The sequence below is a fragment of the Ureibacillus sp. FSL K6-2830 genome, assembly GCF_038004145.1.
In the GTDB taxonomy this organism is placed as follows: domain Bacteria; phylum Bacillota; class Bacilli; order Bacillales_A; family Planococcaceae; genus Ureibacillus; species Ureibacillus thermosphaericus.
In genome coordinates this window covers 2472158-2487796 of record NZ_JBBOQR010000001.1, presented here as the reverse complement: position 1 = coordinate 2487796, position 15639 = coordinate 2472158, and the positions used below count along the sequence as shown (strand labels likewise).

Here is a 15639-nt window from a genome sequence, read left to right as displayed (position 1 = left end):
CCTTCACAGTTCGGGACTTACACCCTATAGATTACACCCATGCCAGGCGCACTAATATAAATAAAGGGGTGATAATTTACCACCCCTTTATTTAAAAATGCTATACAAATTATTACAAACATGCAATTTTATTAAAATGCACTAGATAAGGGCTTCCAATGTTCATCCTGTAAACTTTCTGTATAAACAGTATTATTAATTTTTAAATTTTCATTTTTGTCTCGAACAAATCCCCATTTCAGGTTATGTTCTTTGGCATATTGTTTAAAGGCTTCGAATTTATTTAAAACCTGAGGATCAATATTTTTACTTTGACCATATTTCTTTTCTCCACCCTTAGTTTCTATAACCCAAACATCGCCATTTTTTAATTTTACAATATAATCTGGGTAGAAAAGCCACTGTTTCTGTAAAGCATCCACATAAACTATAGAAAAATACTGTTGCCCTGAATCGCCATTTTTATAAACCCAATCAACTGCATCATTATTCTCACAGTATCTTTCAAATAACCTCTCAGGAAGTGAACGAATTCCATCAACTAAAGTCGAAGATTGATACCCTTCATAGACATTACTTAACATATCTATGACATCAGTTTCAGATGCATCGTATTTAATTAATTCTTGTTCTGGGATTTTAAATATGCTTTTTTTCGGTTGTAATACTAAGGAATTTTGTACATACATCTGACTAGTTGCTTTTACAAAATCCTCCTTTAACTTTTGTTCATTATTAATAATAAATGCATAAAATTCTTTGGTATTAAGATCTAATAGCTTATCTTTATTGGAAGAATTATTTCTGAATAATCTTTCTAATATAGTTCTCAATTTACCTTGTTTGATTCCGATAGCAGACTTTATTTCATTTATTGAATGAAGTAGTTCTATACCATGTTTATGTGTGTCTACAGTTCTCCGAGTTTCTATATAATAACCTGCACTTGTATCTAATATAGTATCAGTCTTTATAAATTTTCCTTGTCGAGCTTTCCTTATCAATTCATCAGTAATAACATATCCTTCTGATTCAAAAATAATTCGATTTTCTTTTTTCTTTGTGGACAATTTATACTTTTCTTTAAAGAATTTTTGAACTACCTGATATGTTTCCCTCTCACCTAAACCATCAAAATCTAAATCTTTTAATTGTTTTTCCAATGTAAATGTCTTACATTTTTCTTTTAAGTATACTCTCTTAACATCAAACGCATTTGTAATTTCTTGTTTAATACTTTGTCGATATTTCTCGTCAAAGGTATAAAGATAACAATTATCTAGCAATTCATTATCATAGTGTTTAGCTTCCGGCATTCTTCTTATTCTTCCGATAGTTTGAATAGTAAAATCTTCATTCATATTTTCTCGAAGTTTTACAAGTATCTTAGCCCTCGGACAGTCCCAACCGGTAGCAACCGCCTGTTTCATTAACAAAAATAATGGTTGAGCGTCATTTTTTTCAATATCTTTTATATTAATCTTATCATTGCTATCACTCATCCATTTAGCAAGAAGTTTATTTTCATAAGTATAACCAATTGATTCTAATATATTTTCTACATGCTGAATCAATTCATCTGACATATCTGGAAATTGTATTAATACCAACGGCCTAATATCTTTACCTAATTTTTTATACTCCTCAGCTATATCTTTCCTTTTTTTATTTGCCAAATCAATTAAGTATTTATGTTCATCATCAATAGTAATACTGGCCTCAACATCTTCATTAATATACAAAGCTTTTGTAATTAGTCCAGAATTAATGACATCTATTTCTGGTATTTCATAAAAATTGGCTAATTTATTACTTTTTGTAGTAGCAGACACCCTAATTGTATACAATGAAGCAAATGAATTAATTATATCTTTTGCTTTTCTTGTATCATTAGAATGTTCCTCGTCAATGATTAATATAAATTGAATTCCAGCTCTATGAGCATCAGCAATGCGTTCAAAAAGATTTTTTCTTTCACTATCAGTTATAGCTTTATTACCTTTCTTAGTTACTAACTCCCAGTTAATAAAAGTGGTATCTCCTGCTTCAAAACCTGATCTTAACACTTCAAATAAATTTTTTGTGGATCTACTTGGCAAGTGTTTTATCATTTTTTCCCTACTTTGTTCTTCGAGATTACCTTTTCCGGGACAAAGCCAAACAAAAGAGATATTGGAATTTATGTTATTCAGATATTTATCAATATAATCAATCAATATTAATGTTTTTCCAGATCCAGTTGGCGCTTTAACTATAACTGTGTTTTTATCACCACTTGATGTTGCATCCAATAGAAACTGAACACACTTTTCTTGAAATTCAAATAATCCGTTACGTAATCCAATCATATTTCCCCCACCTCCCTTAACTCATATTCGAAATAATAATCAGGTATATTAACTAAATCAATATCAAAATCATCAAACAGCTTTTCCTGTTTTTTCGTTAATAACACCTGTGAAGAAAGGTAAATAGTTTTACACTTTTTTAATTTTTCTTTCTCATGTTCTAATTTATCAACTTCGTTGTCAGATAAAATAATAATATATTCTTTATTATCAATTTTAACCCCATGTTCAAGTTGTACCATCTCAACAATGTGTTTAAGTAGTTCCTCTCTTATATTATAATTTTCATTTTGGTCGAATTTCTCAATATAATCTGTCTTATAGTATTTAAGGTTAGCTGGAATTCCTTCCACTTTTTCCTCAACTATGTCTTGACCAACTATTTTTAGAACGTTACCTTCAAGTTTTTTTATAATTCTTGTAAAATTTTGCCGACTACGTTCTTCAATTTGATCAACTGTTTCGATAATACTTTCCATATTATATAAATCATCAATATCTAATGACTTTTCATAAAGGACTGTTTCTTTATTACCTTGAAACTTATAACCTTCAATAACATTTTTTAATCTTTTATACGTTACCTCTTCACAAATATTGTTTTGGTTATTAGTACATAGAATAAATCTTCTATTACCACCATCACTTTTATTTAATTCCAATACTGCTTGTCCAGTTGTACCAGATCCTGCAAAGAAGTCTAAAACTAATGCATCTCTTTTTGGGAAAAGTCTGATTAAATATTTTATCATCTCTAAATTCTTAGGATTATTAAATTTTCCTTTTTCCCCCAATACTCTATTTAATTCTTTAGTCCCATCGTTAGTTGAAAATTCTATAATACTTTTTGAGTTTCCTCTTCCATAAAAATTGTAATAAAGTTTGCCATCTTTACTATAAACTTCATTCTTATCAACAAACGTTCTTTTTTTCACCGAATATGATTTAGTTCTTTTATTTTCAGTGATTACAATTAAATGTTTATCTCGATTAAATTTATCTAACTCCCAAGTCCAAGCACCTAATTTTCCTCTAACCCTCGGTGGCCTAATCGGTATGTATCCTTTAGATATTAAATTTTTATCATCCTTATATATTGCTTTTTCATCATTAGATACTTTTGCTAACTCTACATCATAATCACAAACAGCGATTTTATCATTCGTCACTGGATTAAAATAAACTGTATATCCTAAATTTGGCCTCGCATTTAGTTCTCCACCCTCTCCTCTTGTAGTAATTGGATCATTGAGGTAATAGTATTTTTCTCCTTCTTGATAAATTTTCTTGACTTTATAAGAGTCACTAATTAAAGTCGGCTTTTCTTTATTATCTATATAATTAGCTTGCTTCCGGTAAACTAAGATATATTCATGATTTTTTTGTATATTAAGGGCATCATTTTTTGAATTCATTTTATTTTGAATAATTACACCAATACAGTTCGATTCTCCAAAGTGGAATGTCAACACTAAATTGAACATTTTAAATAAGGGTGTAATCCTTCACATATTAAATTTTTCTTTTAAAGTGTTACCTAAGGATGTAGTGGCTTGACATGGAGCCTTTGCGAGCTTGATTTCTTGAGCCGAAGAACCAGCTTCATTTTGCTGGCTCTGCCAAACGAGGCTATCATGCTCGCCTCTCCATGTAAAGCCCTTCTTCGGTGATATGTATTTCATAAATCTTATTTATTGTATTACAACGCTTGTTGCTTATATTGAGTGGGGGTTTGATAGCCTAGTGTTTGGTGTATTCGAATATTGTTAAACCAATTCACATGATCCCACAATTCTATTTCTAGCTGTTCAAGTGTGTCGAAGGTTCTTTGATAAACAAATTCAATTTTAAAGCTTTTAAAAGTAGCTTCTGCTACCGCATTATCATACGGGCATCCTTTTGCACTTAAAGAACGCTGAATTCCAAAGGTATTCGTTGCTTCTGTCATCAGTTGATTATCAAATTCTGAACCACGGTCAGTATGAAATAATTGAACGTTTGTTAAATTCCCTTTAATACTACTTAACGCTTTGTAAACAAGTTCTGCATCTTTGTTTGGACCTGCACTGGCACCTACTATTTCTCGATTAAAGAGGTCGACAAATAAGCATACGTAATGCCACTTTTTCCCTACACGTACGTATGTTAAATCACTGACTAGAACTGAAAGTTCTTTTTCTTGCTGAAACTCACGATTTAATACATTGGCGATTTTTGCCTCGTTAGTTTGTTTCTTTTGGGGCTTGTAATAAGCAACTGTGTAATTTGAAATGAGACCCAGTTCCTTCATCATTCTTCCTATACGACGTCTAGAAACCGATAAACCTTGTTTTTCTAATTCTTTTTTTATCTTTCGTGTACCATAATTATTACGACTTTGCTTAAAAATTGTGTAGATCCGTTCTTGTAAGTCTGCTTCCTCGGCTTGTTTTTCGTCATCTTCTTGTTTTTGAAGGTGATAATAATAGGTACTCCTTGGTATTTGTAGGACGTCACACATTGCTGATACCGAATAGCGGTCTGCATTTTTGCGAATGACCTCTATTTTCGTCCCATGATCAGCGCTGCTTGCTTTAAAATATCATTTTCCATTCGTAGGCGTTGGTTTTCTTTACGCAATTGAATTAGTTCATTTTCTTCTGGTGAACGATTATCTTCTGCTTTAAATGAACCCGTTTCCTGATGATTTTTGATCCAGCGATCTAACGCAGAAAGTGTAAGATCGTATTCTCTAGCGATATCTGCACGCGATTTTCCATTCTCATAAAGTTTGACCATTTGTAATTTGAATTCGGCTGTAAAAGTTCGACGTTGGCGTTTCATTTTGTACGCTCCCTTTTGGTTAGTTTATTTAGTGTACTATCCCTTATAAGTTTTGTCTAATTTAGTGTAGCCTATCCAAAGATGCTGTCACATAACATCTTTAACTGAGCCATTTCATTATCATCAATACTAATAAATATAACACCTTCAGAATTAAGCAATTTATAAGCGATATTTAATCTTTTTGACATAAAAGAAAGCCACTTAGAATGTTTGAATGCATCCTCTTCATCAACATAATTATCATCATAAATAAAATCATCCTTTCCCCGATTATATGGAGGATCAATGTAAATTACATCAATTTTGTTTTTATGTGTTTTTTCTAGTAAATATAAACTATGTAAATTATCGCCTTCTAAAAGAAAATTATAAGGTAATGATCCATTACTAGAAATTTCTCTTTCCTTAATCTCAGTAAAAACTGGAACTTTTGTTTCAATCTCCTTATCTACACGCTCTTCATGCTCTTCCCAAACTAATCCATACTTTATACTTGTTAATTCAGATTCGATTTTATTAATTGAAAATAATACTTCATCGTCCTCGTGTTCTTCTCGCAATTTATTTAAAAACTCTAGTAGTTGTTCCCTTTTTTTCTTCGATATATTACCCATGAGCAACTCCCCATTTACATTTACTTTTATAATTCTTCTTTTATTCTACCATTAGATTTAATTTCTTTAAAATTAAGATTTACTCAGCATGTTCTATATAAAATAGAGAAGTTAATTTTCACTTCATCATCCTTAAATCGTTTTTTCTAATCTCAAAACTCCTTTTAAATTACGTTAAACTTTAAATTAAATTTAGTTGTGAACCATAAAATTTCCTAAAATAAAAGGAACCATAAAGTTTCCAAACGGAAATTTTATGGTTCCTGTCACAGATTTTGACGTTTATTGAAATTTTATAAAATTCATCTATGGAGACGGTGGGAGTCGAACCCACGTCCAGAAACTTCAACACTTAAGCGTCTACGCGTGTAGTTTGTCTATTAAAGTTTCGCGTTGCATTCTGCCGACAAACAGGCGTCCTGCACGCTAGCTTGTGAAATCTCTTGCCAGCGCCCCAAGCAAGGCACTAGCCGTAGCCCACTCAGGATGAACCCTAATGCAACCACATGGGCGATGGTTGATTAGAGTGCTTCAGCAATTAAGCAGCTAAAGCGTAAGATTGTTTGTTGCCAGTTATTTTTAACTGCCGTTGATCACGGAGACGAGCCCTCCGACGCGCAGCTTAAGCTTGAACCATTCCTGTCGAATCCGTAACGTCCCCTTCATAGTATACTACAAAAGGACTACGGTTATTTTAGAACGTCCAAACTGGCTGTCTACGTTTATTATTATACTTCACTCATAAATAATTTGCAACTATCCGAAATAAAAATTTAGCATTTTTCTTTCATAAATATTATTTTTTTGATCAACACACTATTGATTTTTTAATTTCAACGCGCGTTCCATTTCTCGTTTTGCTTCTTTCTTCCGCTCATCCGCACGTTTATCATATTTTTTCTTACCTTTGCCAAGGCCGATCAACAACTTGGCATAGCCGTCTTTAATATAAATTTTCAAAGGTACAATCGTGTAGCCGTCCCGTTTGACTGCACCGGCAAGTTCTGCGATTTCTTTTTTATGTAATAACAGTTTCCGCACTCGCAGCGGATCATGGTTGAATCGGTTTCCTTGTTCATATGGGCTGATGTGCATATTGTGAATCCATGCTTCCCCGTTCCGTACCAACACGAATGAATCTTTCAATTGCACACGGCCGGCGCGGATGGATTTAATTTCCGTTCCTTGCAATACCATGCCAGCTTCAAATGTCTTTTCAATAAAATAATCGTGGTTTGCTTTTTTATTTTGAGCAATGACTTTTCCTGTACCCTTTGGCATAATTTACACCTCGCTGAACACACAAAATAAAAGGCTGCTAGAAATTCCTTCTTCTATTTTAAAGTAATTTCATAACAGCCTCTAGTATAATTGTTCGACAGATATTTGTCGAATCATCGGGCTACTTTCTTTTCTTCTTTTTCCCTTTTTTTGCAACGCCTTCGTAGAATTTCTCTTTCTTTTTCCCTTTGCGGCCGCGCTCTTCTTCCTCTTTCCGTTTTTTCTTCTTCCGTTCAGCATGAATCACTTTTGGCGCTTCTCTGCGAACTTTATGGAAAGATTTCACCATATCCACAATCTCAAAGTCGATGGATGATTCATCCAAATTCACATTCGCCACACGGACTTTCACTTCATCTCCAATGCGGAAGATGCGTCCTGTATATTCGCCCACCATAATCATTTGGCGTTCATCAAAATGATAATAGTCATCCGTTAAGTTTGTAATATGCACGAGCCCTTCAATCGTATTTGGCAGCTCTACGAAAATACCGAAGCTTGTGACTGAAGAAACAATTCCAACAAATTCTTCGCCAATTTTATCTGACATGTATTGGGCTTTCTTTAATGCTTCTACATCCCGCTCTGCATCCACCGCTCTTCGTTCCCGTTCAGAAGTATGATCTGCAATGTCTTCCATTTCTTGAGCCCACTTAAAAATCGTCTCTTTTGAAACGTCCCCTTCAAATAAATAAGTCCGAATTAATCGGTGAACAATTAAGTCTGGATAGCGTCGAATCGGTGATGTAAAATGCGTATAAAAATCAGTGGAAAGACCAAAGTGTCCTAAAGATTCTGGATAATATCTTGCTTGTTGCAATGAACGTAGCAACATTGTCGAAATCACCGGTTCTTCCGGCAATCCATCAATGGACTCAATAATTTCTTGCAACGCTTTCGGATGAACGGAATTACCTGTTCCTTTTACAATTAAGCCGAAGTTTGTGATGAATTCAAAGAAACGTTGTAATTTTTCAGGTTTTGGATCTTCGTGGATACGATATAAGAAAGGTACTTCCATCCAGTGGAAATGCTCTGCTACCGTTTCATTTGCACAAAGCATGAATTCTTCAATAATGCGTTCAGCAACTGTGCGTTCACGTAACACGATATCAATTGGCCAACCCTCTTCGTTCACAACGACTTTTGCTTCATTAAAGTCAAAGTCGATTGCTCCTCGATTCATGCGCTTTTTACGTAAAATCGAAGCTAATTCTGCCATCTCTTTAAACATTGGAACGAGTGGTTTGTACCGCTCGATAAGCTCCTCATCTTCCTCTTCTAATATTTTATAAACATCTCGATAAGTCATTCGCTCTGTTGTACGAATCACGCTTGGGAATATTTCATGTTCAATGACTTGTCCGTTTTGGTCAACAATCATCTCACAGGAAATCGTCAAGCGGTCGACTTGAGGGTTTAATGAGCATATGCCATTTGATAACCTGTGGGGAATCATTGGAATGACTCGGTCCGCCAAATAAACACTCGTTCCTCTTTCAAATGCTTCTTGGTCGATGAGAGACCCTTCCTTCACATAGTAACTTACGTCCGCTATGTGAACGCCTAATTTGTAAGTACCATCTTCATTTTTCGTCACCGTTACCGCATCGTCTAAGTCTTTTGCATCGGCGCCGTCAATCGTTACGATCGTTTCATTTCGCAAATCTCTGCGGCCTACTAAATCTTCTTCCGTAATCACATCAGGCACTTGTGCTGCTTCTTTTAGCACTTCATCAGGAAATTCAGGCGGTATTTCATATTGATAAATAATAGATAAAATATCAACACCTGGATCATTTTTGTGCCCTAATATTTTAATAATGACCCCTGTAGCCGATTTAATTTCGCTCGGCCAGTTTGTCACTTCCACAACCACTTTATGGCCATCCACCGCACCTAAAGAATCTTCTTTCGCTACGAAAATATCCATGTTTAATCGTTTATCATCCGGCACAACAAATCCGAATCCTCGATTTGCTTGATACGTACCAACGAACGTTGTTTTCGAACGTTCTACCACTTTAATGACTGTACCTTCTCGCTTATCGCCTGAAGATTCTTTCAATACCCGAACTAGCACAATGTCTCCATTTAATGCGCCATTGACTTCATGTGGAGGGATGAAAATATCATCTAATCCTTCTTCATCCGGAATGACGAATCCATATCCTTTTGAATGGCCGACAAATTTTCCTCTAAGTAAGTTCATTCGCTCCGGCAAGCCGTAACGGTTCGAACGGGAGCGTACAATATATCCCTGGTCTTCCATGCGTACGAGCGCTTTTACTAATTCCTTAAATTCATCCGCACTTTCGATACCGAGCACTTCTTCTAGCTCGTCCACTTTAAGCGGCTTATAATCTTCTTCCTTCATTAAATTAAATATTCTTTGTTCTAGCTCACTGAACACTGCGATTTCCCTCCTTTATTTCGAAATGAGTTAATCTTCCCAATCTAGGCTTTCTAGAAATTCGAAGATTACTTCATGCAGTTGATTTTTTTCTTTATCTAATGTAATGACATGTCCGGACTCTTCAAACCAAATCAGTTTTTTATTTAAGGATTCCACATTTTCATAGATAATATGAGCGGATTTCGGGTCAATAATTTCGTCGTTTCTTGATTGAATGACTAGAATCGGTGCATACACTAAATCCAGTTCATTTCGAACATTTTGCACGAATTGCTGCAGTTCAGGTAAGCTTGGCATTCCTTTTTGGCGAATAGCTTCAACTTCTTCACTAATTTGTTGTTCCGTTTTTCCCTCATATTTTTTATACTCTTTTGCATATTTGATAACACCTTTGAACATGATATCCGTCGTTTTCATTGTCATAGGAGAGCACATGGTGATGACTCCTTTGAGAGGGAAGTTCATGGCAAGCTTCAGTGATAACACACCGCCAAGAGACAAACCTGCAACGGCAATTTCTTCATATCCTTTTTCTTTTAAGGTTTCGTATGCTTTAACAACATCTTCCCACCAATCTTTTGGACCTGTTTCAATCAGTTGTTCTGGCGGTACACCGTGGCCTCGGTAGTGAGGGGCAAAACATGTATAACCTTTTTTCTCAAGAAAACGACCTAGCATTCGTACGTCGGATGAACTTCCTGTAAATCCATGAAGCAATAATACTGCCCGCTTTCCTGCTTGAAAAAAGAATGGTTGTTGCTCTTTAATTTTCATAAAATCCTCCAATTATATGTGAATCTTGTTGAATTGATGCCAGTATTTTCACGAGTATGCAAATTTTTCTCAAACTCTACTCCATTATAAATGAAAAAGCCTAACCATGCTCGGTTAGACTTTTATTTTATCTATTAAAATTTAATTATTAACAATGTCAAAATGAAAAATAATACTGCAAGAACAATTGTCAATCTATGTAAAACTAAATCCATTCCTCTAGCTTTCGTTTTACCGAATAGTTGTTCAGCTCCACCAGAGATGGCACCTGATAAACCTGCACTTTTACCAGATTGCAATAATACTACGGTGATTAAAGCAAGAGACACAAGAATTAATAATACTAATAATACAGTATGCACTAGTCCCACCTCCTGAACGAACAGTACTTTTACACTAATAGTTAGTATATCAAAAACGATTCTCCGTTACAACAATGTTAAAAAATTGAAAAAATATTGATCAAAACCGTTATGTTTAAAACGCTTTCATAATTCATTTCATTCTAAAAGTTCTATTTTTTCAGAAATTTATTGATTTTTCTATATTATTCTCATAAAATAAATTCCACTCACAAATTTAATAGAAAGAAGAGGATTTCGATGAATATGTTTCAAAAAATCGGGAAATTTGCAGGAGATACCTTTGCACTTTGGGTATTATTAGCTGCTGCTCTCGCAATGTGGGTTCCACAATATTTCACATGGATTGCACCTTGGATTACGACGCTTCTCGGAATTGTCATGTTCGGTATGGGGATGACGTTAAAATTAGATGATTTTAAACTCGTTTTGCAACACCCTAAAGGAGTTATTCTTGGAATCATTTCACAATTTACGATCATGCCGTTGCTTGCTTTTGTATTAGCAAAACTTTTCCAACTTCCACCTGAAATTGCTGTCGGAGTGATTTTAGTTGGATGTTGTCCTGGCGGTACTGCTTCAAACGTTATGACATTTTTAGCGAAAGGGAATACGGCATTATCTGTAACAATTACGTCATTTACAACGTTGCTTGCTCCAATTGTAACACCTGCATTAATTTATTTTTTAGCAAGTGAATGGCTTCCAGTATCCTTTATGGCCATGTTTATGTCTGTCGTAAAAGTGGTTTTAATTCCTATTATTTTAGGGATTCTTGCTCAAATATTCTTTAAACCAGTTGTTGCAAAAAGCATCGATATTCTGCCAACAATTTCGGTTGTTGCAATTGTGTTAATTGTTGCAGCAGTCGTAAGCGGCAGCCGCGATAAAATTATCGAATCTGGGTTATTAATTTTAGCTGTCGTAATTTTACATAACGGATTAGGTTACGCTATCGGATATTTAGCAGCGAAAATTTTCCGCATGGATTATGAAGATAAAAAAGCTGTTGCCATCGAAGTGGGAATGCAAAATTCTGGATTAGGTGCAAGTTTAGCGGCAACACATTTTGATCCAATTTCTGCAGTACCAAGTGCCATCTTCAGCTTCTGGCACAATATTTCCGGACCGATACTTGCAACCTATTGGTCAAAGAAAGCTGGAAAAGTGGAAAAATAAGCAGTTCTATATTGGTATGGAGGCAAGGTGATTCGTCATCTTGCTTTTTTATGGCTAGTTTAAGGCAGGGTAAACTTTGATTTTCACAGCCTTTTTCCGTCCAAAATAAAAGTTTCAGGAAATTTATTCCTTTTTGATACTCCAGGTTTTATTATGTTGGATAAAGGGGGTGATACGTTGCTTTTATTGGACCGAAAAACTCCAAAAAGCATTCTCATTATCGAAGCTCTTTTACGCAGATTAGATGTAAATGATCGAGACTTCTCCTACTTTCAAGATTACTTGACACGTCTAAAGTATGGATACGAGGGTGAGCACAGAGTCGACCGTGAATGGTTTGAAATGCCATATTTGAATGAACATTACTTATTTTTTAATTATGAAATTGAAAATGAATTTGGATTTTCTCATCAAGTGGATACGATTCTATTAACGAAACACTTTTTGTTAATTTTGGAAGTGAAAAATATTTCTGGCCGAGTTGATTATGATGAACAGAAACATCAACTCACTCGCACTCGTCCAACAGGCACAGAAGATATTTTAACGAATCCTTTTGATCAATTGCATCGCCATGAAGAATTATTTCAACGGATTTTATCGAAATTAAAAATTTCCTTGCCAATTGAGAAAGCGGTTGTCATGGCAAATCCTTCTTCCATCATCGGAAATGTTCCGAAATCTCCTCCAATTTTTCATTCGAGCGGGTTACGTTCATTTATCAAAAAATGTCTTGTTCGGCACGAAAGTAAACTTACTACAAGTCAATTGGATAAATTAGCGAAATATCTTCTTTCTAAAGTGGTCGCACGAGATTTTGATTTAAATATCAGTGTTGAGAGAATCCGAAAAGGAGTGCTTTGCGAAAATTGCAATTATAGTGTGGTCATGACTTACAAAAGAGGAATTTGGTCTTGTCCGCAGTGCGGCGTTCAAAGTAGAAAAGCTTTTCTAAGAGCGTTAGATGATTATCGATTATTGATTAGCGACCGGATTACGAATCAAGAGTTTAGGGAGTTTTTCCATGTGGAATCAATGTATGCATCTTCTAAAATATTGTCTCGACTAAATTTAAAAACGGTGGGTTATAAAAAGGGAAGATATTATATTATTCCAGAAGATATTCTCAATCGTTAGGATATGAAAGTATATTTTGGCTATCTAGAGTCTGGGGGTTCTAGATGGCCTTCTTTAAATAGGCATGCTTACCCTTTGGCAATTATATTCCCGAGATTGACTATTATCGCAGCCACTTTGACTATTATCTCCTCGAAGTTGACTATTATCCGTTCTCTTTCGTAGCTGTTTTTTCCCTTTGGCTATTATATTCCCAAGTTTGACTATTATCGTAGCCATTTTGACTATTATCTCCTCGAAGTTGACTATTATCTGTTCTCTCTCGTAGCTGTTTTTTCCCTTTGGCTATTATATTCCCGAGTTTGACTATTATCGCAGCCACTTTGACTATTATCTCCTCGAAGTTGACTATTATCCGTTCTCTCTTGTTGCTGATTTTTCCCTTTGGCAATTATGTTCTCGGGTTTGACTATTATCGCAGCCACTTTGACTATTATCTCCTCGAAGTTGACTATTATCTGTTCTCTCTCGTAGCTGTTTTTTCCCTTTGGCTATTATATTCCCGAGTTTGACTATTATCGCAGCCACTTTGACTATTATCTCCTCGAAGTTGACTATTATCTGTTCTCTCTCGTAGCTGTTTTTTCCCTTTGGCTATTATATTCCCGAGATTGACTATTATCGCAGCCACTTTGACTATTATCTCCTCGAAGTTGACTATTATCCGTTCTCTTTCGTAGCTGTTTTTTCCCTTTGGCTATTATATTCCCGAGATTGACTATTATCGCAGCCACTTTGACTATTATCTCCTCGAAGTTGACTATTATCTGTTCTCTCTCGTAGCTGTTTTTTCCCTTTGGCTATTATATTCCCAAGATTGACTATTATCGCAGCCACTTTGACTATTATCTCCTCGAAGTTGACTATTATCTGTTCTCTCTCGTAGCTGTTTTTTCCCTTTGGCTATTATATTCCCAAGTTTGACTATTATCGCAGCCATTTTGACTATTATCTCCTCGAAGTTGACTATTATCTGTTCTCTCTCGTAGCTGTTTTTTCCCTTTGGCTATTATATTCCCGAGTTTGACTATTATCTCAGCCACTTTGACTATTATCTCCTCGAAGTTGACTATTATCCGTTCTCTCTCGTAGCTGTTTTTTCCCTTTGGCTATTATATTTCCGAGATTGACTATTATCGCAGCCACTTTGACAATTATCTCCTCAAAGTTGACTATTATCTGTTCTCTCTTGTTGCTGTTTTTCCCTTTAGCAATAAAATTCTCGAGGTTGGCTATTTCCCCGAAGTTCTCCCATTCTCTCATTGCCATGAAAAAACCCGAGCCTCCGCTTTTCGGAAGCTCGGTTCAGTTCAATTCATGTTATTTTTTCAAATTATAGAATGACTTAATGCCAAGATATTGAGCAATTGAGCCAAGTTGATCTTCAATACGTAATAATTGGTTGTATTTTGCTACGCGGTCTGTGCGAGAAGGAGCGCCTGTTTTGATTTGGCCAGCGTTTGTCGCTACAGCAATGTCTGCAATTGTTGAGTCTTCAGATTCACCGGAGCGGTGGGAGATGATGGCAGTGTAGCCAGCGCGTTTTGCCATTTCAATTGCATCTAAAGTTTCTGTTAATGTACCGATTTGGTTTACTTTAATTAGAATTGCGTTACCCACGCCTTGTTCAATTCCTTGCGCTAACTTCTTCGTATTAGTTACGAATAAATCATCACCTACAAGTTGAACGCGATGGCCAATACGCTCAGTTAATAGTTTGTGGCCTTCCCAGTCGTTTTCATCTAAGCCGTCTTCAATGGAAATGATTGGGTATTTAGAAGTTAATTCTTCGTACCAATCCACCATTTCTTCAGAAGTTTTAACAACGCCTTCACCAGCTAAATGATATTTTCCATCTTCTTTGTTGTATAGCTCAGATGAAGCTACGTCTAATGCAATGCGAACTTCTTCTCCTGGTTTATAGCCAGCGCGTTCGATTGCTTCTAAAATCACTTGGATTGCTTCTTCGTTGCTATTTAAGTTTGGTGCGAAACCACCTTCGTCACCTACAGCTGTGTTGTAACCTTTTTCTTTTAATACAGCTTTTAAATTGTGGAAGATTTCTGCTCCCATGCGTAATGCGTGACGGAAAGATTCTGCTCCAACAGGCATAATCATGAATTCTTGGATATCTACGTTGTTATCTGCATGTGCCCCACCATTTAAAATGTTCATCATAGGCACTGGTAATTGTTTTGCATTCACGCCACCAAGATATTGATATAAAGGAATATCAAGATAATTTGCCGCTGCATGTGCGCAAGCAAGAGAAACACCTAAAATGGCATTGGCGCCAAGTTTTCCTTTATTTTCAGTACCGTCAAGTTCGATTAAAGCATTGTCAATTTCTACTTGATCTAATACAGAATAGTTGTTTTCTAAAGCTTCTGCAATGATTGTGTTAACATTTTCTACAGCTTTTAATACGCCTTTTCCTAGATAACGAGATTTATCGCCATCACGTAATTCAACAGCTTCATATTCACCAGTTGATGCACCAGATGGAACGATAGCACGTCCAAATGCACCTGATTCCGTAAATACTTCTACTTCAACTGTTGGGTTACCGCGAGAGTCTAAAACTTCACGAGCATATACTTGTGTAATAAATGGCATATCAATTCTCCTCTATATAAAAAATTTTAATTTAGCTGAGATTGGGTATATTTATAAATTTCAAAAATAAATTGTGAAAATCATAA

12 protein-coding genes and 1 other RNA gene are annotated in these 15639 nt (G+C 35.3%); 2 read left to right on the top strand and 11 right to left on the bottom strand.

Annotated features, from left to right (window positions below):
* Nucleotides 1-131: 131 nt before the first annotated feature.
* The 9 genes from NSU17_RS12290 to secG form a co-directional block, all read right to left on the bottom strand.
* Nucleotides 132-2348 (bottom strand): DEAD/DEAH box helicase, encoded by a 2217-nt coding sequence (locus tag NSU17_RS12290; RefSeq protein ID WP_340705137.1) that lies wholly within the window; start codon nt 2346-2348, stop codon nt 132-134.
* The gene (locus NSU17_RS12285) at nt 2345-3820 is read right to left on the bottom strand and encodes a DNA methyltransferase (protein WP_340705136.1); all 1476 of its coding nucleotides are present in this window, start codon (nt 3818-3820) and stop codon (nt 2345-2347) included. Before NSU17_RS12285 ends, NSU17_RS12290 begins: the two co-directional genes overlap by 4 nt.
* 227 nt (nt 3821-4047) lie before the next feature.
* A protein-coding gene (locus tag NSU17_RS12280; protein ID WP_340705135.1) for an IS3 family transposase occupies nt 4048-5171 on the bottom strand; the annotation gives its coding sequence in 2 pieces (ribosomal slippage) (nt 4048-4892 and nt 4892-5171; 1125 coding nt in all).
* A gap of 71 nt (nt 5172-5242) precedes the next feature.
* Nucleotides 5243-5788: a DNA methyltransferase gene (locus tag NSU17_RS12275; protein WP_340705134.1), complete on the bottom strand. Its 546-nt coding sequence runs from the start codon at nt 5786-5788 to the stop codon at nt 5243-5245.
* Nucleotides 5789-6094: 306 nt separating this feature from the next.
* Nucleotides 6095-6449: a transfer-messenger RNA gene (gene ssrA, locus NSU17_RS12270) on the bottom strand.
* 155 nt (nt 6450-6604) lie between these two features.
* Nucleotides 6605-7069 (bottom strand): SsrA-binding protein SmpB, encoded by a 465-nt coding sequence (smpB, locus tag NSU17_RS12265; protein ID WP_016838673.1) that lies wholly within the window; start codon nt 7067-7069, stop codon nt 6605-6607.
* A 121-nt stretch (nt 7070-7190) separates the two neighbouring features.
* Nucleotides 7191-9446, bottom strand: a complete 2256-nt coding sequence (gene rnr, locus NSU17_RS12260) for a ribonuclease R (protein WP_445684096.1) — start codon at nt 9444-9446, stop codon at nt 7191-7193.
* A gap of 66 nt (nt 9447-9512) precedes the next feature.
* Entirely contained in the window at nt 9513-10259 is a 747-nt protein-coding gene (locus NSU17_RS12255) for an alpha/beta hydrolase (protein WP_340705132.1), read from the bottom strand.
* 134 nt (nt 10260-10393) lie between these two features.
* Nucleotides 10394-10621, bottom strand: a complete 228-nt coding sequence (gene secG, locus NSU17_RS12250) for a preprotein translocase subunit SecG (RefSeq protein WP_340705131.1) — start codon at nt 10619-10621, stop codon at nt 10394-10396.
* Between the two features lie 240 nt (nt 10622-10861).
* Here secG and NSU17_RS12245 point away from each other — a divergent pair, with 240 nt between their 5' ends.
* Together NSU17_RS12245 and NSU17_RS12240 are read left to right on the top strand one after the other, a co-directional pair.
* Entirely contained in the window at nt 10862-11800 is a 939-nt protein-coding gene (locus NSU17_RS12245; RefSeq protein WP_340705130.1) for a bile acid:sodium symporter family protein, read from the top strand.
* A 177-nt stretch (nt 11801-11977) separates the two neighbouring features.
* Nucleotides 11978-12937 (top strand): nuclease-related domain-containing protein, encoded by a 960-nt coding sequence (locus NSU17_RS12240; RefSeq protein WP_340705129.1) that lies wholly within the window; start codon nt 11978-11980, stop codon nt 12935-12937.
* Between the two features lie 1035 nt (nt 12938-13972).
* Here NSU17_RS12240 and NSU17_RS12235 read toward each other — a convergent pair.
* Nucleotides 13973-14206 carry a hypothetical protein gene (locus tag NSU17_RS12235; RefSeq protein WP_340705128.1) on the bottom strand — a complete coding sequence of 78 codons (234 nt, stop codon included), beginning with the start codon at nt 14204-14206 and terminating at the stop codon, nt 13973-13975.
* 51 nt (nt 14207-14257) lie between these two features.
* Entirely contained in the window at nt 14258-15553 is a 1296-nt protein-coding gene (gene eno, locus NSU17_RS12230; RefSeq protein WP_340705127.1) for a phosphopyruvate hydratase, read from the bottom strand.
* Between the last annotated feature and the right edge of the window lie 86 nt (nt 15554-15639).

Excerpts from the sequence above, each read along its gene's own strand:
- eno (WP_340705127.1), bottom strand. The coding sequence starts at position 15,553 with ATGCCATTTATTACACAAGTATATGCTCGTGAAGTTTTAGACTCTCGC.
- smpB (WP_016838673.1), bottom strand. The coding sequence starts at position 7,069 with ATGCCAAAGGGTACAGGAAAAGTCATTGCTCAAAATAAAAAAGCAAAC.
- rnr (WP_445684096.1), bottom strand. The coding sequence starts at position 9,446 with ATGAAGGAAGAAGATTATAAGCCGCTTAAAGTGGACGAGCTAGAAGAA.
- NSU17_RS12275 (WP_340705134.1), bottom strand. The coding sequence starts at position 5,788 with ATGGGTAATATATCGAAGAAAAAAAGGGAACAACTACTAGAGTTTTTA.
- NSU17_RS12290 (WP_340705137.1), bottom strand. The coding sequence starts at position 2,348 with ATGATTGGATTACGTAACGGATTATTTGAATTTCAAGAAAAGTGTGTT.
- NSU17_RS12245 (WP_340705130.1), top strand. The coding sequence starts at position 10,862 with ATGAATATGTTTCAAAAAATCGGGAAATTTGCAGGAGATACCTTTGCA.
- NSU17_RS12235 (WP_340705128.1), bottom strand. The coding sequence starts at position 14,206 with ATGGCAATGAGAGAATGGGAGAACTTCGGGGAAATAGCCAACCTCGAG.
- NSU17_RS12255 (WP_340705132.1), bottom strand. The coding sequence starts at position 10,259 with ATGAAAATTAAAGAGCAACAACCATTCTTTTTTCAAGCAGGAAAGCGG.